The following is a 16,554-nucleotide window of genomic DNA, read 5'->3' on the forward strand; positions in this document are numbered from 1 at the left end:
CTGATGGGTATGGCCTGTAGAAGCCGCGGAATGCATTAGCCCCCCAGCCCCCCGGGGTTTTTACTGGCCAACCAGATTTAATGAGTCAAACATCAGGGCAACTGAAGGGCCGGCTCTACGCCGGCCCTTTTCATATCTTGGCCCGCTCACCCTTCTGCTTGCGGCTTACTTCAGAAAATCCCTAAGAAACGACAGGAACCGTGCATCGGTTCCATAAGCGACATTGACCCGCATCGCCGGCTTCTGCCGCGTCTCCCGATTTGGATAGAAGACCGATCCCGGCGCTATGAAGATGCTTTGCTGACTGGCCGCAGCGCACAGGTCCCGCTCGTTCACATCGTCGGGAAACTCCACCCAGAGATAGAACCCCGGTATGGAACACTCCCGGACGGACAGGCCGATGGCTTCCAGAGTTCCAAAGGACGCCTTGTAGGCCTCTTCCACCCGGCTCTTGAGACGGCGCAGATGCCTCAGATAATGGCCGGCCTGGATCAGGTTGAACACGAACCGCTCCACATGATCGGAAGAATTCACCAGCGTCAGCATCTTGATATCGGCAAGCTGGCGAATGATGTCCGGATTGCCCGCGACATAACCGCACCTGAGACTGGCAGACAGGGTCTTGGAAAACGTGCCGAGGTAAAGCACCCGCTCCAACTGGTCCAGGGCTGCCAACCGTGGCAGCGTGGCCGGAAGAATGTCGGCAAGCGCATCGTTCTCCACCAGAAGAAACCCCCAGCGCTCGGCAAGCTGCATCAAACCGAACGACCGCGACGGCGACAGCGATCCACCGGTCGGATTGTGCCCATGGGACTGGGTCACGAACATTTTCGGCCGGTGAAGAGCCAGTTTCGCCGTCAGATCTTCCAGGTCCGGGCCGTCCCGGTCGCGGCGGATACCGACAATCTTCACCTTGGCGAAGGTCAGTTTCGAAAACAGCGGATAGTAACCCGGCTCATCAACGAACACCGTATCGCCAGGCTCGGTCAGATGCCGGATGATCAGATCCAGTCCGTGGTTGACGCCATGCGTCAGCAACAGCCCCTGCGGATCGGCCGGGATCGACCGTTCAAGCAGTTGCATCCGCAGCCGGTCCCGTAACGGGCCATATCCCCACGAGCTGCCATAGCCGAATTCGATCGCATCGGGAAACGGCGTTTTGGCATTGGCAAAATGCCGGCGCAATTCCGCGCCTTCCATCCAGGATGCTGGCGGGCGCCCATCTCCCGGACGCACTTCGTAATGCTGTTCCAACTGCTCCCGCAGCAGAGACATGCCGTCGACCGCAGCCGTGACATGTGGGGCGGGTGGGGTTTTGGTTGCAGGTCCGACCTGTGACATGTAGTACCCGGAACCAGCCCGTGCTTCCAGAAGCCCCCGGGCGACCAGCCGGTCGTAAGCTTCCGCCATCGTGTTCTTGGAAACACCGTTCTCACGCGCGGCCTGACGGACGGAGGGCAGCCGCTCGAAGGTCTTATAGGCCCCAGCCTCAAGCAAAAGCGCCACTTTTTCGACGATCTGGTCGACACGAGACAGTTTCCGACCGCTCACTGCCACCTTTATTGTCCCCCTGATTTTTCTGGGACAGTACTGCCTATAAATCCGACAACTGTCCCTTGATTGTCCCAATCTTTTTTATGACAGTTTGCCCCACTATGCCAGCAAATGGCAATTTCCTTGGGAGGGAAAAATGACCAAAGTAAGTAGACGCAGCCTTCTTGCAGGTGCAGCCGTAGGCGGCACCGCTCTTGCAGCTCCGATTGCCGCCAAGGCGCAGGAAGCGGTCGAGTGGCGCATGCAAGCACTCTGGGACGCAGGCACCACTCCTTTCGAATTCGAGAAGAAATTTGTCGATCGCGTCAGCGAACTGACTGACGGCAAGTTCAAGATCACTCTGTATTCCGCCGGACAGCTTGTGCCAGCCAACCAGGCATTCGATGCCGTTCGCGCCGGCGCCTTTCAGCTGATGAAGACCTTTGACGGCTATGAAGCCGGCAAGATCCCGGCTTTCGCCTTCACCTCCACCATTCCGTTCGGCTTTCCCGAATCCGACCAGTATGAAGCCTGGTTCTACGAAAAGGGCGGGCTGGAGCTTGCCCGCGAAGCCTATGCACGGGCCGGCCTGTTCTACATTGCTCCGACCGTCTATGGCGAAGAGCCAATCCACTCGACCGTGAAAATGGAAACCATTGCCGACATGGCCGGCAAGAAGGGCCGCTTCGTCGGGCTCGCTTCCGCAGTCATGGCCGACCAGGGTGTCTCGGTAACGCCGTTGCCGACAGCGGAAGTCTATTCGGCACTCGAAAAAGGGCTGATCGATTTTGCGGACCGGGGCGATCTGACCGCCAACTACGAGGCCGGACTTGCTGAAGTGGCCAAGTTCATCATTCTGCCTGGCGTCCATCAGCCGACCACGGCAACCAGCTACGTCGCCAACCAGGCGGCCTATGATGCCCTGCCGGAGGAATACAAGGCGGCGCTTGCCGTTGCCGCGCGGGAAATCTCCGGCTCGTTGCGCCAGCACATCCTGGTGCAGAATGTCGACGTCCTGAATAAATACATCGAACAGGGTGTCGAGGTCATCCATCTCGACCCGGCCGATGTGGCCGCCAACCGGGCCAAGGCTGTCGAGTCCTGGAAAAAGGCTACCAAGGAAGATGATCTGGCAAGTCGCGTTCTCGCGAGCCAGATCGAGTTCATGAAAGCCCTCGGGCTGATCTGACCCTTCCTCCCGCCGGACGGTAGACAGCACCTCCCTGCCGTCTGCCGTCCGGCCGTTTTTCCGATCGGCAAATGCTCAGCTTCATGAAAACCGTCAGTTCCATCGTCACCGGCGTCAACCGGGCGTTCTTTCTCCTTGCGGCGGCACTCATCTTCGCGGTGGTGCCGATCCTGCTGTTCGAAGTGGTTGCAAGATACCTGTTCGATGCGCCGACCGTTTGGGCCATGGAAGCCAGCACGCTGATCTTCGGTCCGCATTTCATGCTGGCCGGACCTTACCTTCTGCATCTGAAGGGTCATGTCGCCGTCGACATCTTCAGTGAAAAGCTGACGGGCTGGCCAAAGGCGGCACTCGACGTGTTCTCCTATGCGGTGATTGCCATCTTCGGAGCCGTTTTGGCCTGGGTCAGCTGGCCGCTTGCCGTCAATGCCTATTCCCTCGGCGAGACCAGCTTTTCCGCCTGGAACCCGCCGGTGTGGTGGCTGAAATTCGTGGTGCCGCTCTCCTTCGCGCTGCTGTTTGCGCAGGCACTTGTGGAAGCCTTCAACGCAGTGCGCCCGGCGCGGGAACAGACCGGAGTGAACGCATGAGCTCCGAACTCGTTCTCGCGATCATGTTCGCAAGCCTCGTTGGCCTTCTGCTCACCGGCCTGCCACTTGCCTTCACGCTCGGCGCACTTGCACTCGTCTTCACGATAACACTCTGGGGGCCTGCGGCCCTCTCTGTTACCGTTCTCAACCTCTACGCCACGATGACATCGGAAGCGCTTCTTGCGATCCCGCTCTACGTCATGATGGCCAGCATCCTGCAACGCTCCGGGGTCATCGAAAGCCTTTACCGGGCCATGGAGCTCTGGTCGCGCCGGTTGCCGGGCGGACTTGCGGTGGGCACCATCGCCATCTGCACCATCATCGCCGCCATGACCGGCATCGTCGGCGCCGCGGTCGCTGCCATGGGCATGCTGGCCCTGCCGTCCATGCTGAAGCGCAAATACAGTCCGGAGCTCGCCATTGGGACAATCTGCGCCGGAGGCACGCTCGGCATCCTGATACCGCCCTCCGTGATCACCATCGTCTATGCCGTGACCGCACAGGCCTCGATCGGCCAGATGTTCATCGCCGGCGTGGTGCCGGGCCTGCTGCTGGCCTCACTCTATATCGGCTACATCGTTCTGCGGTCTGCGCTCAATCCGTCCATCGCCCCCCGTCCGGACAATGACACACCAGCCACCTGGGAAGAGCGTATCGCGTCGCTGAAATCCCTCATTCTGCCGCTGCTGATCATCGTCGGCGTTCTGGGCACGATCTACAACGGCATTGCAACACCCACCGAAGCGGCCGCCGTGGGCGTCTTCCTGGCGTTCCTGTCGTCGCTGATCGAGCGCCGCTTCGGCTGGGACCTCATTTCGGGCGTCGCCCTCGACGTGGTCAAGGTGACCGCCATGATCCTCTGGATCACCATCGGTGCGCGGGCCTTCGTCGCCATCTTCACCGGCACCGGTGGCGCGGACTTCCTCCTGTCCTTCATTCAGGATATCGATACCAACCGCTGGGTCGTACTCGCGGTCATGCTGGGAATTCTGTTCTTCCTCGGCATGTTCCTGGACGAAATGGGCATCATCCTGCTGTGCGTGCCCGTCTTCCTGCCGGTGATCGACTTCCTCGAGTTCGACCGGCTCTGGTTCGGCATCCTGTTCCTCGTTTCGGCGCAGATGGCCTACATCTCCCCGCCCTTCGGCTACACGCTCTTCTACATGAAGGGCGTGCTGCCTGCCGGTATCGGCATGGGCACGGTCTACCGTGCCATCGTTCCCTTCATCCTGCTGCAAGCCATCGGTATCTTCATCTGCGCCCTGTTTCCGGAGCTGGTGCTGTGGCTGCCGCAATCCATGATCAATTGACAGACAGGTTTCCCCGATGAGTGACGTCACTTCGTCCCGTATTGAAGGTTTTCACAAGCTGGACCCGTCCGGCCGGCTTCTGGCCGTCCAGCGGCAGGCGAAGCTGGACAACAAGTCCGTCTCCGATCTTGTGGACGCGGCGTCCGGACATATCGAACTGGCCGACCGCCTTGTCGAGAATGCCATTTCCAGCATCTCCATTCCGGTCGGCATCGCCACCAACATGACCGTGGACGGGCGGGATGTGCTGGTTCCCATGGCCAGCGAGGAATCCTCCGTCATCGCTGCCGTATGCAACTCGGCCAAGCGCTGCCGCGCGACCGGCGGCTTCAAGACCTCGACAAGCGGCCCGCTGATGGCAGCCCAGATCCAGCTTCTGGGGGCCAGCGATCCGGAAAACGTCCGCCTGACGGTTCTGGAGCACCTCGATGACATCCGCACCATCTGCGAGGAAATCGATCCGCTTCTGGTCAAGCTCGGCGGCGGGTTCCGCGATCTCGACATCAGGGTCATCGACACCGCCGAAGGGCCGATGACCATCGTTCACATTATCGTCGACACGCGCGACGCGATGGGCGCAAACGCGGTCAACAGCATGGCCGAAGCCCTGGCGCCGAAACTGGAGGAATGGACCGGCGCGCGCAGCCTGCTGCGCATTCTGACCAACCTCGCCGACCGCCGCGTGGCCCGGGTGCGGGCGGTCTGGCCGCTTGCGGAAATCGGCGGTGAAAAGGTACGGGACGACATGTTGTCGGCCTATCACTTTGCTGATGCCGACCCCTACCGCGCGGCCACCCACAACAAGGGCATCATGAACGGCATCAGCGCGGTGGTTCTGGCAACCGGCAACGACACCAGAGCCGTGGAAGCAGGCGCTCATGCCTTTGCTTCGAAGGACGGCCGCTATCGCTCGATGTCCCGCTGGGAAAAGGACGGCGACGGCAACCTTGTCGGCATCCTGGAGCTGCCGATGGCCGTCGGGCTGGTCGGCGGCGCCACGAAAATCCACCCCACGGCACAGGCCAATCTGAAAATCCTCGGCGTGACCACCGCGGATGAACTGGCCCGGATCATTGTTGCCGTCGGCCTGGCGCAGAATTTCGGCGCGCTGCGCGCCCTTGCCACCACGGGCATCCAGAAGGGCCACATGGCCCTGCACGCCCAGAACGTTGCCCTGATGGTGGGGGCGACCGGTGAGGAAATCGACCAGGTGGCCAACGAGCTGAAGTCTCTCGGCAAGGTGCGGCAGGATCTGGCCGAAGAAATTCTCGCCCGGTTGCGACAGGGCGGCAAGGCCTGAGACGTTCCAGAAGGGTTTGTCCGGACGGATCTTGGCACTATTACCGTGTTGCCCCGTCCGGCGACTCAACTGCTGGCTGTTGATAGCGCTGAAATCGGAATGATTGGCGCCGCTACGGCACAATTGCCTCTTTTCCGCCGGGATGCTTCCTGTATCTTTCCAGAAGCATGACAACCGACCTGATAGATCTGCGCGCGGCACGGACCGCCGATTGTGAGGCACTTGCCGGCATCCATAGCGAAGCCTGGCTGGGCGCCTATCGGGGCGTCTTGCATGGCGTCGATCTTCAGAAGATGATTGCGCGCAGAGGCAGCACATGGTGGCGCGGCGCCCTTGCCAGGGGCGTCGATATCAAGATCCTCAGCATTGCAGATGTCCCCGCCGGTTACGCGACCTACGGGCCGTGCCGGTTGAGTGACACCGGCATGGACGGCGAAATCTACGAGCTTTACCTGAAACCGGAATATCAGGGCCTCGGCTTCGGCCGGGCCCTGTTCCGGAATGTGCGGGAAACGCTGTCGGCGAAGAACATGCCCGGGGTCGCGGTGCAGGTTCTGAGTGCCAACGAGCCCGCGCGCACCTTCTACAAGGCTGTCGGCGGCAAGCTTGCGGCCAAGTCCTGGTACAGGATCGGTGGCCGCAGGCTGGAACTCAGCATCTACGCCTGGCCGCAAACCGGCACCTGACCCGCCGGGTGTATTTTCAGTAGAGAATTCCGGGATTGCCGATGACCTGCGGCGGCTGCGTGCAATCGAAGGAACCGGCCATCGTATCGGCGGCCTGACGCGCCATCTCGTTGGCGTTCTTGTTTGCCTGGGCATCGATCCGGGCAATCTGGCATGTCCCGCCACCGGGCTGCAACTGGGTGACAATCAGCACGCTGCCGGTCTTGGAGCCCTCATCAAGGCTCGGGAACCAGCGCAGGATGGTCGCAAACGGAACACCGCCCCTCAGACGCCATTCCAGCGTTTCGTTGATCGTGTTGAAATTGGGCAAGGTCTGGTTGGCCGCGGGCTCATCAGCGGCAAAAGGACCGAAGGAGACGAACATCCGCAGGTCGCCCTCGGCAACATAGACGCCCATGTCCTTGTAGCCGGCGCACTGCCAGGCACCGCCGAAGGTGCCTTCTTCCTCATCCGCGGACTGGATCAGCGGGCAGGTGTCCAGCAGGATTTTGGTGTAGGCACTTTCGATCGACGCGGCACCGGCAGCCTGCAGAGAGGCAAGCAATCCGCCGAGCGCCAAAAGGGAAAGAGTGAGCCGTTTCATAAATCTATCTCCTCCAGAGCCTGCCGCCGGAATAGAGGCATGTTAATCAATTAGGTGCAATGCAAAAATAAAGGACTTGAACTTCTCCGGCGGGATTGCGATAGACGCAGCAACGAATAACAGGAGTTTCCGAAATGCGTATCGATGCTGTGCCGATTGGCAAGAATCCGCCTGAAGACATCAACGTCATTATCGAGGTCTCCGTTGGCGGCGAACCGATCAAATACGAGATGGATAAAGAAGCCGGCGCGATGTACGTCGACCGCTTCCTGTACACTCCGATGCGGTACCCGGGCAACTACGGCTTCGTTCCCCACACCCTGTGTGGCGACGGCGACCCGATCGACGTGGTCGTGGTCAACCAGCGCCCGATCGTTCCGGGCGCCATCATGAGCTGCCGCCCGATCGGTGTTCTGCTGATGGAAGACGAATCCGGCCAGGATGAAAAGATCCTCGCGGTTCCGACCCACAAGCTCAGCAAGCGCTACGACAACATCAACGACGTGACCGACCTTCCGGACATCACCGTTGCTCAGGTGAAGCATTTCTTTGAACACTACAAGGATCTGGAACCGGGCAAGTGGGTGAAGATCACCGGCGTGGAAGGTGTTGAATCCGCAAAGCGTCTGATCGTGGAATCGATCGAACGCGCCCAGAAGGAATCCGCTGAATAAGCGTTTCCGAACGGACGAAAACAAAAAGGCCTCCCGTGTTTCGAAAGACGCGGGAGGCCTTTTTCATGTCAAGAACCGGAACTAGCGCTCCGCTGCTGCCTCGATACGTTCCATATCCTGGTCGGACAGGCCGAAATGATGTCCGATCTCGTGGATCAGGACATGAGCAACCACATCCCCCAGCGTCTCGTCCATTCCGGCCCAGTAGTCGAGGATCGGCCGACGATAGAGCCAGATCCGGTTGGGCATCTGGCCGCTTATCATGGTCTCCTCGCCTTCGCTCAGCCCCTGTCCCTCGAAAAGACCCAGAAGTTCGTGCGGATCCTCGATGCGAAGTTCATCCAGAACCTCGTCAGGCGCATAGTCCGCCAGGCTGATCTGCAGATGACCGCAGCGCAGCAGGAGATCATCGGGAAGCCCGGACAGGATCTCGCTTGCCATCGCCTCGAAGTCTTCCAGGTCAGGTGCTTTGGTTTCGGTCCAGCTGCTGTAGCTGACCGGGCGGACGGATGCCATATCGCTTCCTTTGACGGATCGGTTCATTCAGGTGTTGGGCAGTACGTAGGTGACAAGAAGATAAATCGCCAGTCCGATTGCGAACACAACCCCGAGACCACGGCCAATCCGGCTGCCCCAAACCTCGATCCGGTCGTCTTCATCCTTGTCGGCGGCGCTCAGATGGTTCTTTGCCCGGTCTGCCATGCGCACGAAGGTCGAACCGGCAACGGTCTCACTCTCGGCATTCACCCTGTCGAGGGTGTGAAGCGCTTCCTTGCGGAGTTTCTCTTTCGGGTGCTCGCTCTGGCTCATGCCTCTACACTGGCCGCGTTGCCTTTGCGTTTCAACCCGAAAGCGGCCAAAAGTGCCAGAAGGGCAAGCCCGCCGGAGGCAACCGCGTTCCAGCCAGCGAAGGACAGGCCGAACAGACGCCAGCTTGCCTCGGTGCAACTGACCACACGCGTCGTTTTCAACGCCTGCAGCATGTTGGCAGCGGAAGTCGGCGTTGCGCTGCCGCCACCGCAATCGCTCGGGCCATCCCAGAACTGCCATTCGGCGCCGGACTGATAGACGCCAAGGCCGGACCCATAGGCAAACACGGCCGCAACGATGAGAAGCACGACCAAAGCTGCACCAGTGCGCTTTGCCTGCATCAGGAAGAGCGCCAGCAGGGCAAGGGGAAGACCGGCATAATAGGGAATACGCTGCTCAAGGCACAGCTTGCAGGGCACATAGCCGCCAATCAGCTGAAACCCCCAGGCAGTCGCGATCGCCGCAAGGCCGCCCAGCAGCAAAAGCCCGGTCAGATTGCGCGAAATCCGGTCGGCTGTCATCTCATCCTCTTACTGTCAGATATATCTAAGCAGAACAAATCCGCCGATCAGCAGCACCACAAATATGGTGAACATGAGACCGAGCCGCTTTTCGATGAAATCGCGGATCGGCGGGCCGAACAGATACAGCAATCCGGAAACGACGAAGAAGCGGATCCCCCGCGATACGATACTTGCGGCAATGAACACCGGCAGGCTGAGCCCCAGCGCCCCGGAGGCGATGGTGATGACCTTGTAAGGGAACGGTGTCAGCCCCGCGATGAACACGAACCACCAGCCGTACTGATGATAGATGTCCTTGAACTCGTCGACGAACGCCATCTTGCCGTAGAAGGTCAGGATCGGCACGGCCACCTGCTCGAACAGGAACAGGCCGATCATATACCCCAGGATACCACCGGCAACCGATGTCACCGTGCACAACAGCGCGTACCACCAGGCTTTCTCGCGCCGGGCGATCACCATGGGGATCAACAGGAGGTCCGGCGGGATCGGAAACACCGAGCTTTCGACAAAGGATACGGTACCGAGCGCGGCAGGCGCACGCGGTCCGGCGGCAAGGGACAGGGTCCAGTCGTAAAGGCGTCTGATCATAGCGCTTCCCTTAGCCGCTGCGCCGCAAAAAGTCACCTAGGGAAATGCGAGACCCATCAGCAGCAAGACGCCGCGCGGCCGCACTGCCATGACAGGCTGACACCTTGGCAAACTGGCCGCGGACACCCAAGGCAGACTTTTCGAACGCATCTGCTAGCATTGGAGCCTGATCAGGTTCCGCACGCCACTGTGAGGGGGAGATGACAGGAACAGCCGCGAAAATCGCCAAATTGGCATTGGCCCTCATGATGAGCGCTCCGGCCGTGGCGGCCGCCCAGCAGGTCGAACTGGAAGGATCGGTCAAGCTGACACCTTTCAAAGCTGACGGCGTCACCCTGTCGACGACCTACACGGTCGACGCGGCCTTCGCCGTAAAACACGACGTCGAGGTTCCCGTCCCCTTCAGACTGGCCGCACCCCGCCGTGAGGCACAGCAAATCCTTGCCCAGGCGAAACCTGCCGGTGGCGGCCCGATCAAGATCTATTTCACGACCGACGACGAAACCAAACGCATCTATTCGTCTCTGCAGATCGTCACCTACACGTTGAAAACCGATGACCCGCAGAAGCGCCTCGAAGTGGGCGACTATGTTGCCATTGAGCTGTTGAAAAAGCTCGGTACCACCGACGATACGCGGCTGAATGTCCGTCGCCAGATCACACTGGGCGAACTGCCAGCATCCGAAATCGTCGGCAACTTCGTCAACAAGGATGGCGACCGGTTGCTCGTACGGCTCGTCGCGCTGGCAAAACCCGGCAGCGCGCGAGGCATCGTCGGCATTGCGGTCGGCCATCCCCGGCAGGGGCGCATCAAGAAAGTGGAAGACATCTACCAGACCAGCGCTTCGCTGGCCTTAGATACGGTGACGTTCAAGTAGCTGAGGGGGGCAAGCCTGCGGGAGGCGGAGCCTCGAACCGTTCCGGCATGTTTGAGCAGCACCATAAAGCGCTTGCCTTGGTGCCCCCCGCCGGAATCGAACCGGCACTCCCGAAGGAACCGGATTTTGAATCCGGCGCGTCTACCAATTCCGCCAGGGGGGCGATCCGGTATCGGGAAGGGTGCCTATCATGAGGCTTTGTCCGATGCAAGCGGTTCCAGCGCGCTGCTGCCCACCGCCTCTGATCGTGGGTCTCCTGGAAGTCGATAAAATTTGAAAAACCTGCTTCACGCAGCCTTAACCCTGGACTGAAGAATCGCGGCCTCAAGGCTCTCAAAGCGTGGCTTCCGGCGCATATTTAAGCTGTTCGCAACTGCTGCTCGCGCAAGTGATCAGTCAGACAGTTTAGGAGACACGGATGACACTTGCAGGCAGCCTTCATGACACAAAACGCACCAAGACGTCTGCAGTGGACGATGCCGCCCGGCACGGGCAGGTGTTCACGCAATCCTTTGTCGACAAATCGCAGTTGATGCCGGCGCCGATCCGGCCTGAATGGGTGCTTGAGGGCGCCCCCCAGGCCATGTGCGCCGTTCTGGCCAAACACAAGTTCGGTTGGGGCGACGCCTGCCACTGGTCGTGCACGGCGGGCAAGTTCCGTTGGCACTATGGTTGGGACGAGTCGGTGATGTTCCTGGAGGGCGAAGTCCGGATCACGGACGACACCGGTCACGTCTATGAAGGCAAACCCGGGGTCACCCTGTTCTTCCCGGCGGGCACCTCCGCTGTTTGGGAAGTGCCAACCTATATCCGCAAGCTCGCCTTCAACCAGAAGCCGGTTCCCTGGTATCTGCATTATCAGTCCCGCATCCTGGAACGTCTGAAGGGCGTCGGCCAAAAGCTTTTCGGGTAAGCCGAAGGAACCGCACGCCAGAGCCAGGCTTGCGACCGCAGCCGCCTGCTGGCTGCCATCCTCCTGCATTTGTTAGCCAGCGAACAAAAGCGCAAATTGTGCGCTTTTTCTGGACAAGCAGAAACCGCTTGGCTAGTAATTCAGCATGAGCAAATCAGGACGTGAAATCGAGCTCAAGCTCGAGCTGGAAACGAGCGCCCAGGACGCTTTGAAACGGGCCGGATCCATCGACGGATTTACCGCCAGCCGGGCGGTGAACAAGACGCTGCAGTCAATCTATTTCGACACGCCGGACCAGGCGCTGCGCAAGGCGAAGGTTTCCCTGCGCGTGCGTAAATCCGGCAACAGCTGGGTTCAGACAGTCAAACTCGGCACCGGCGTCATGGGCGGGCTGTCCTCGCCGGTGGAAGCCGAACACCCGGTCAAGGGTCGCGCGCTTGATTTTTCCGTCATCGAGGACCCGTCCGTTCACGACCGCCTGCTGGAAATCATCGGCGACGCTCCCCTGTCGGAATGCTTTGAAACGGTGATGAAACGCACTGTACGCAACCTGACGCGCGACAGCGACGGCACCTTCATCGAACTCGCCTTCGACAGCGGCAATATTCTGGCCGGCAACGGCAGCCAGCCGCTGACCGAGCTGGAAATGGAGCTGAAGTCCGGCCCGAGCCTTGCCCTTTTCGAGGCAGCCAAGGCCCTGTTGAAGGACATTCCCTTCCGCTTTTCGCCCTATAGCAAGGCGGAACGCGGCTATCGTTTTGCCGAAGGCACCGCGCCGGCGGAACGGGCTCCTTATTTCGCAGAAGACATCGCCTTCTCGAGCGGCATCACCACCGAACACGCCTTTCGCGACGTGCTGCGCTCCTGCCTGACGCAGATTTCCGAGAACCGGCTCGCCGTTCTGTCGTCGGAGGAACCGGAAGGCCCGCACCAGCTCCGGGTGGGCCTGCGCCGACTGCGCAGTGCGTTCCGCCTGTTCCGGCCGATCCTCAACCCGGCGACCATGGCACCGCTCGACCGGATGGCGAAGATCATTGCCACCGAAGCCGGCTCCCTGCGCGATCTTGACGTTCTGGTGGATGAGATCGTGATGCCGCTGGTCTCGAAAGCCCCGGCAACCTTGTCCTTCGACGCCCTTCTGGAAAACCTCAACGCGTCCCGGGACCAGAACACCCGCACAACGCTGACCGATCACCTGAAATCGGACGAGGTCAACGGCTTCCTGCTGGACCTTGCCGCCTATACGGAAGGACGCGGCTGGCTGGACCCGGAAAATTTCGGCCAGACGCAGCTTCTCGCCCAGCCTGTCGAGACCCACGCCGGTGATGCCCTCGCCAAACAGTGGAAGAAGGTGCTGAAATACGGCAAGCGCCTGGAAGAGCTCACCGTTCCAGAACGACACGAAATGCGCAAGGCCATGAAGAAGATGCGCTACGGCATCGAATTCTTCGGGTGCCTTTATCCGAAAGACAAGGTGAAGCCTTTCCTGAAGCGGATGAAGAAGCTGCAGGATATTTTCGGCTATCTCAACGACGTCGCGATGGCCGAACAATTGCCGGTGAAATGCAAGGTCACCGGGGCAAACGCCCTCGCGACAAACCAGGCCATCGGCTTTGTCATCGGCTGGCACGACGCCCAGTGCCAGGCCATGTGGCAACACGCCAGAGGCTATTGGGAAGCAACCCGCGAAACACCGAAGTTCTGGACCTGATGCAAATCACCCGGCAGGTTCGATCGTCAGAATGTCCGGAAAGGAAACCGGCGCGAAGGCTCCCGTCAGCTTGAAGGTGGTCAGATCTTCCTCGCGCGAGACCAGCTGGTCCTGACGGGCCAGCTCGGCAATCGTCTCCTTCAGGGTTTCGATCTCTCGCAGGATAAAGGCCCCCGTGTCCGGCAGCATGCGGCGAGAGAGCGTGAAGAACAGCGACTGGTTGCCGCCCGGATTGGCGATCACCTGCCCCAGAAACCGCGTGTTGATTTCCTTCAAGAGCGGGATCAGCGGTCCGTCCGGGCGGAACCTGAGCGGTTCCTTGTGCAAGACCTTGATGTGGTTGCCAGGGTGCACTTCCACCAGGCCCAGCGCTTCCAGCGACCGGCCCATACGGAACATGTCCTCCCCTGAAAGATCGAAACGACGTTGGATTTCCCCTTGAGGGATCGGCTCTCGCAGCAGGATGAACAGATAGAACAGCGATGGGTCGGCAGCGAGCCGCGCTTCCGTTGCTACCGGCAGCACGCTTGCTTCTTCGGAGTTTCGTGCCGCCCGGTGCAACACATCCGACAGCGGCACCTCCAGAATGTCGCAGATCTCCAAAAGCCGGCTCAGCTTGCAGTCGTGCCCGGCAAAGATCCGTTTGACCGTCGGCTCCGAAATATTCATCCGCCTTGCCAGATCCGCATAGGTCATGCCGCGCGCTTTCAGAACGCCCTGCAAAATCTTGAATGTATCTCCACGCATGATATTGATCCCGAAATGACAGCCTTGGCATCGTTTTTTGATACCATATCATGATCAATTGCAAGAAAAGTTCGAAAGTTGCATGGAAAGTCCAGTTCAACTGTTTGAAAGGACATCCCATGCAGCCTCTGAAACACCTCGCCGCCGCGCTCCTGCTCAGCCTCTCCACGCTGCCTTCCGTGGCTGGTTCGCTCTGGTCGACGGACGGGTTCGATATGCCGGAATCAGTTGCTTACGATCTCACGACTGATCGGTTGATTGTCAGCGTCATGAACGGCGCTCCGAACGCGGTCGATGGCAATGGCCACCTGGCGCTTCTGTCCACTGGTGGAAAGCTCATCGACGCCAATTGGGCAACCGGCATGGACGCCCCCAAGGGCCTGGCGCTGATGGGCGGCAAGGTCTTCGCGGCCGATCTCACCAGCCTGCGCGTTGTCGATGCCGGCACTGGCGACTTGTTGCAATCCCTTCCTGCCAAGGGCGCGGTTTTTCTGAACGATGTCACCACCAATGGCAGCGAGATCTACGTCTCCGACATGATGACGAACACGATCTGGCGCTATGCGAACGGCACTTTCGAAAAATGGCTGGAAAGCCCGGTTCTCAACCACCCCAATGGCCTCTACTGGGATGACGACCGCCTGCTTGTCGGGACCTGGGGCAAGGGCCTCAAGGATGACTTCACCACCGAAGCTCCCGGCAGCCTGCTCGCCATCGACCCGGCCACAAAATCCATCAGCGTCGTGGCGCAGGAGGTCGGCAACATTGATGGCATCACGCGGCTGAACGGCAAACTCGTCCTCAATGACTGGATCACCGGCAAGGTCTTCGAGATCGGGACGGATGGAGCGACAACCGAGATCCTGAATGAACCAGCAGGCCTTGCCGATATCTCCGCACGCAATGGCGTGCTCTATCTGCCGCATATGCTGGAAGGAAAGATTGAAGCGCTAACGCTGGACTAGACGCCAGTTGCCTCGGCAACAGACGATCACAGGGCGCCAAATCCCCACGAACGACGGCTGGGCAGCACATGCCCAGCCTGAAGTGTATTTCCCGCCGAAACAGCATGCGATCCTGCACGGAAGGAGCACCGGACAATCGCTCTCAAATGCCCTTCCCACAAAAATGATGTGCGCACCTCATTTCATGTTACCTTCACGCGTGACCGGCTCAACGACCGGGAACCGGACGCAAGGGCCTGCTGCTGGAGGCGGCCTCGGATCGGAGAGAGGGCCGGATAAGGGAAGAACGCCAAGGGAACGCATGATGGGAGCCTACAAGATCAACCCGGAGTTCGTCATTTCAGATGAACGAACGCTCCGGAGCCAATTTTCCGAGCTATCGCCGCTGGCTGCAAAAAAGTGTCTGAGCGCACTGGATAGGCATGCACAGGATTTCATCAAGCGCTCACCTTTTCTGTGCCTCGGCACCCAGAACGCAGACGGCAAGGCAGATGTCAGCCCGCGCGGCGATCCTGCGGGCTTCGTCAAGGTTCTCGACCCGCAAACGCTCGCCATCCCCGACCGACCGGGAAACAACCGCCTGGACAGTCTGGCCAATATCGTTGCCAATCCGAATGTCGGTCTCTTGTTCCTCGTACCCGGATTTGACGAGACCTTGCGCGTCAACGGCACGGCCACCTTGGTCTCCGATCCGGATCTGCTGAAAATCATGAGTGTCAGGGACCGGGCGCCCAAACTTGCCATTGTCGTCTCGGTAAGCGAGGTCTTCCTGCATTGCGCCAAGGCCTTCCGGCGCTCCCACCTCTGGGATCCGGAGCATTTTCAGGATCGCAGCGAGATGCCGTCGCTTTCCAGGATCATTCTGGATCAGACGACCGGGGCTCCGAATGACTCGGAAATGCAAAAACTGGATGCCGAGCTGGAAGAAACCTACCGGAAGACCCTTTACTGAGGGGCATCCGCCCAGCCATCGCCAATGGCAGACCGACAGCACCGCTTCCCGTCTGGCGCCTTTGTTTCAGGCCAATGCCGCTTCAATCGCGGTCTTCCACAGAGGTTCGATCCGGCTCGTCATCTGGAGCCCAGGCGTAGACCGTGTCCAACGCATCCTGCGAGACGACCTGGAACCCGCAGGACAGGTAAAACGCGTTCGCCGGGCTGCCCTTCAGGGCCATCAGGCGAACCGGCAGTTCCGCCGAAACCGCCTCGGCCTTCAGATCCTCGATGACGCGGCGACCGATCCCCCGCCCCTGAAAGGCCGGGTGGACATAGAGATGATCGAGATAAAAATGGTCGGGCCGCCTGCGAATGACAAAGAAGCCGGCAATGCCTTCTTCCTCGATAAGGATACTGGTATCGGCGGCAACAAAGCTGTCCAGAAACCGCTCCCGTGCCCGCCTGGGATCAAACCGGCCCACGGCTTCCAGGCTGGGCCGCATCGCCTCGACGCGCAGGTCGGCAAGCCTGTCCGCATCCGCGTCAGATGCAGCTTCAATTCGGGTGGTATTGCGGGACATCCGAAACCTCGACAAGGGGACCGGCACACCGGC

19 protein-coding genes and 1 tRNA gene are annotated in these 16,554 nt (G+C 60.1%); 11 read left to right on the top strand and 9 right to left on the bottom strand.

Annotated elements, in window-relative coordinates; translation table 11 throughout:
- Positions 1 to 165: 165 nt before the first annotated feature.
- Complete coding sequence (locus AC2A6O_RS09290; RefSeq protein ID WP_498926565.1) at positions 166 to 1,557, bottom strand: aminotransferase-like domain-containing protein; 1,392 nt, start codon at positions 1,555 to 1,557, stop codon at positions 166 to 168.
- 133 nt (positions 1,558 to 1,690) lie between these two features.
- On the opposite strand from AC2A6O_RS09290, the gene dctP reads away from it, so the two are divergent.
- From dctP to AC2A6O_RS09315, 5 genes are all read left to right on the top strand, one after another.
- The gene (gene dctP, locus AC2A6O_RS09295) at positions 1,691 to 2,722 is read left to right on the top strand and encodes a TRAP transporter substrate-binding protein DctP (protein ID WP_148583720.1); all 1,032 of its coding nucleotides are present in this window, start codon (positions 1,691 to 1,693) and stop codon (positions 2,720 to 2,722) included.
- 83 nt (positions 2,723 to 2,805) lie between these two features.
- Positions 2,806 to 3,312 carry a TRAP transporter small permease subunit gene (locus AC2A6O_RS09300; protein ID WP_209001043.1) on the top strand — a complete coding sequence of 169 codons (507 nt, stop codon included), beginning with the start codon at positions 2,806 to 2,808 and terminating at the stop codon, positions 3,310 to 3,312.
- Complete coding sequence (locus AC2A6O_RS09305) at positions 3,309 to 4,622, top strand: TRAP transporter large permease (RefSeq protein ID WP_498926566.1); 1,314 nt, start codon at positions 3,309 to 3,311, stop codon at positions 4,620 to 4,622. The genes AC2A6O_RS09300 and AC2A6O_RS09305 overlap by 4 nt, the downstream gene beginning before the upstream one ends.
- A gap of 16 nt (positions 4,623 to 4,638) precedes the next feature.
- Complete coding sequence (locus tag AC2A6O_RS09310; protein WP_498926567.1) at positions 4,639 to 5,922, top strand: hydroxymethylglutaryl-CoA reductase, degradative; 1,284 nt, start codon at positions 4,639 to 4,641, stop codon at positions 5,920 to 5,922.
- A 167-nt stretch (positions 5,923 to 6,089) separates the two neighbouring features.
- Positions 6,090 to 6,608, top strand: coding sequence for a GNAT family N-acetyltransferase (locus AC2A6O_RS09315; protein ID WP_498926568.1), 519 nt, complete (start codon positions 6,090 to 6,092; stop codon positions 6,606 to 6,608).
- A 16-nt stretch (positions 6,609 to 6,624) separates the two neighbouring features.
- Here the strand turns inward: AC2A6O_RS09315 and AC2A6O_RS09320 are convergent, their stop codons facing one another.
- Positions 6,625 to 7,191, bottom strand: coding sequence for a hypothetical protein (locus AC2A6O_RS09320; protein WP_498926569.1), 567 nt, complete (start codon positions 7,189 to 7,191; stop codon positions 6,625 to 6,627).
- Between the two features lie 134 nt (positions 7,192 to 7,325).
- Here AC2A6O_RS09320 and ppa point away from each other — a divergent pair, with 134 nt between their 5' ends.
- The gene (gene ppa / locus AC2A6O_RS09325) at positions 7,326 to 7,865 is read left to right on the top strand and encodes an inorganic diphosphatase (protein WP_498926570.1); all 540 of its coding nucleotides are present in this window, start codon (positions 7,326 to 7,328) and stop codon (positions 7,863 to 7,865) included.
- Between the two features lie 81 nt (positions 7,866 to 7,946).
- Here ppa and AC2A6O_RS09330 read toward each other — a convergent pair whose 3' ends face one another.
- From AC2A6O_RS09330 to AC2A6O_RS09345, 4 genes are read right to left on the bottom strand one after another with little or no spacing between them, the layout of a single operon-like run.
- Positions 7,947 to 8,381, bottom strand: a complete 435-nt coding sequence (locus AC2A6O_RS09330) for a metallopeptidase family protein (RefSeq protein WP_148583727.1) — start codon at positions 8,379 to 8,381, stop codon at positions 7,947 to 7,949.
- Between the two features lie 27 nt (positions 8,382 to 8,408).
- A complete protein-coding gene (locus tag AC2A6O_RS09335; protein ID WP_148583728.1) occupies positions 8,409 to 8,675 on the bottom strand; it encodes a hypothetical protein in 267 nt (88 codons plus the stop codon).
- On the bottom strand, positions 8,672 to 9,196 hold the full coding sequence (locus AC2A6O_RS09340) for a disulfide bond formation protein B (RefSeq protein ID WP_498926571.1): 525 nt from the start codon (positions 9,194 to 9,196) through the stop codon (positions 8,672 to 8,674). Before AC2A6O_RS09340 ends, AC2A6O_RS09335 begins: the two co-directional genes overlap by 4 nt.
- Before the next feature lie 15 nt (positions 9,197 to 9,211).
- Positions 9,212 to 9,790: a YqaA family protein gene (locus AC2A6O_RS09345; RefSeq protein WP_148583730.1), complete on the bottom strand. Its 579-nt coding sequence runs from the start codon at positions 9,788 to 9,790 to the stop codon at positions 9,212 to 9,214.
- Between the two features lie 200 nt (positions 9,791 to 9,990).
- On the opposite strand from AC2A6O_RS09345, the gene AC2A6O_RS09350 reads away from it, so the two are divergent.
- Positions 9,991 to 10,668 (top strand): hypothetical protein, encoded by a 678-nt coding sequence (locus AC2A6O_RS09350; RefSeq protein ID WP_498926572.1) that lies wholly within the window; start codon positions 9,991 to 9,993, stop codon positions 10,666 to 10,668.
- 78 nt (positions 10,669 to 10,746) lie between these two features.
- On the opposite strand, the gene AC2A6O_RS09355 is transcribed toward AC2A6O_RS09350, so the two are convergent.
- Positions 10,747 to 10,831 (bottom strand) — tRNA-Leu (locus AC2A6O_RS09355).
- A gap of 255 nt (positions 10,832 to 11,086) precedes the next feature.
- Between AC2A6O_RS09355 and AC2A6O_RS09360 the strand changes: the two genes are divergently transcribed.
- Positions 11,087 to 11,581, top strand: coding sequence for a cupin domain-containing protein (locus AC2A6O_RS09360; protein WP_498926573.1), 495 nt, complete (start codon positions 11,087 to 11,089; stop codon positions 11,579 to 11,581).
- A gap of 145 nt (positions 11,582 to 11,726) precedes the next feature.
- Entirely contained in the window at positions 11,727 to 13,292 is a 1,566-nt protein-coding gene (locus tag AC2A6O_RS09365) for a CYTH and CHAD domain-containing protein (RefSeq protein WP_498926574.1), read from the top strand.
- A 6-nt stretch (positions 13,293 to 13,298) separates the two neighbouring features.
- Here AC2A6O_RS09365 and AC2A6O_RS09370 read toward each other — a convergent pair whose 3' ends face one another.
- Complete coding sequence (locus AC2A6O_RS09370) at positions 13,299 to 14,039, bottom strand: helix-turn-helix domain-containing protein (RefSeq protein ID WP_498926575.1); 741 nt, start codon at positions 14,037 to 14,039, stop codon at positions 13,299 to 13,301.
- Between the two features lie 119 nt (positions 14,040 to 14,158).
- Between AC2A6O_RS09370 and AC2A6O_RS09375 the strand changes: the two genes are divergently transcribed.
- Together AC2A6O_RS09375 and AC2A6O_RS09380 are read left to right on the top strand one after the other, a co-directional pair.
- A complete protein-coding gene (locus AC2A6O_RS09375) occupies positions 14,159 to 15,004 on the top strand; it encodes an SMP-30/gluconolactonase/LRE family protein (protein WP_498926576.1) in 846 nt (281 codons plus the stop codon).
- A 304-nt stretch (positions 15,005 to 15,308) separates the two neighbouring features.
- Entirely contained in the window at positions 15,309 to 15,956 is a 648-nt protein-coding gene (locus tag AC2A6O_RS09380; protein ID WP_498926577.1) for a pyridoxamine 5'-phosphate oxidase family protein, read from the top strand.
- Positions 15,957 to 16,038: 82 nt separating this feature from the next.
- On the opposite strand, the gene AC2A6O_RS09385 is transcribed toward AC2A6O_RS09380, so the two are convergent.
- Positions 16,039 to 16,521, bottom strand: coding sequence for a GNAT family N-acetyltransferase (locus AC2A6O_RS09385; RefSeq protein WP_498926578.1), 483 nt, complete (start codon positions 16,519 to 16,521; stop codon positions 16,039 to 16,041).
- Positions 16,522 to 16,554: the final 33 nt, after the last annotated feature.

The organism is Labrenzia sp. ATLA3, assembly GCF_057180185.1.

Coding starts and splice junctions, on each gene's coding strand:
- dctP (WP_148583720.1), top strand. CDS start 1,691: ATGACCAAAGTAAGTAGACGCAGCCTTCTTGCAGGTGCAGCCGTAGGC.
- AC2A6O_RS09300 (WP_209001043.1), top strand. CDS start 2,806: ATGAAAACCGTCAGTTCCATCGTCACCGGCGTCAACCGGGCGTTCTTT.
- AC2A6O_RS09305 (WP_498926566.1), top strand. CDS start 3,309: ATGAGCTCCGAACTCGTTCTCGCGATCATGTTCGCAAGCCTCGTTGGC.
- AC2A6O_RS09310 (WP_498926567.1), top strand. CDS start 4,639: ATGAGTGACGTCACTTCGTCCCGTATTGAAGGTTTTCACAAGCTGGAC.
- AC2A6O_RS09315 (WP_498926568.1), top strand. CDS start 6,090: ATGACAACCGACCTGATAGATCTGCGCGCGGCACGGACCGCCGATTGT.
- AC2A6O_RS09320 (WP_498926569.1), bottom strand. CDS start 7,191: ATGAAACGGCTCACTCTTTCCCTTTTGGCGCTCGGCGGATTGCTTGCC.
- ppa (WP_498926570.1), top strand. CDS start 7,326: ATGCGTATCGATGCTGTGCCGATTGGCAAGAATCCGCCTGAAGACATC.
- AC2A6O_RS09330 (WP_148583727.1), bottom strand. CDS start 8,381: ATGGCATCCGTCCGCCCGGTCAGCTACAGCAGCTGGACCGAAACCAAA.
- AC2A6O_RS09335 (WP_148583728.1), bottom strand. CDS start 8,675: ATGAGCCAGAGCGAGCACCCGAAAGAGAAACTCCGCAAGGAAGCGCTT.
- AC2A6O_RS09340 (WP_498926571.1), bottom strand. CDS start 9,196: ATGACAGCCGACCGGATTTCGCGCAATCTGACCGGGCTTTTGCTGCTG.
- AC2A6O_RS09345 (WP_148583730.1), bottom strand. CDS start 9,790: ATGATCAGACGCCTTTACGACTGGACCCTGTCCCTTGCCGCCGGACCG.
- AC2A6O_RS09350 (WP_498926572.1), top strand. CDS start 9,991: ATGACAGGAACAGCCGCGAAAATCGCCAAATTGGCATTGGCCCTCATG.
- AC2A6O_RS09360 (WP_498926573.1), top strand. CDS start 11,087: ATGACACTTGCAGGCAGCCTTCATGACACAAAACGCACCAAGACGTCT.
- AC2A6O_RS09365 (WP_498926574.1), top strand. CDS start 11,727: ATGAGCAAATCAGGACGTGAAATCGAGCTCAAGCTCGAGCTGGAAACG.
- AC2A6O_RS09370 (WP_498926575.1), bottom strand. CDS start 14,039: ATGCGTGGAGATACATTCAAGATTTTGCAGGGCGTTCTGAAAGCGCGC.
- AC2A6O_RS09375 (WP_498926576.1), top strand. CDS start 14,159: ATGCAGCCTCTGAAACACCTCGCCGCCGCGCTCCTGCTCAGCCTCTCC.
- AC2A6O_RS09380 (WP_498926577.1), top strand. CDS start 15,309: ATGGGAGCCTACAAGATCAACCCGGAGTTCGTCATTTCAGATGAACGA.
- AC2A6O_RS09385 (WP_498926578.1), bottom strand. CDS start 16,521: ATGTCCCGCAATACCACCCGAATTGAAGCTGCATCTGACGCGGATGCG.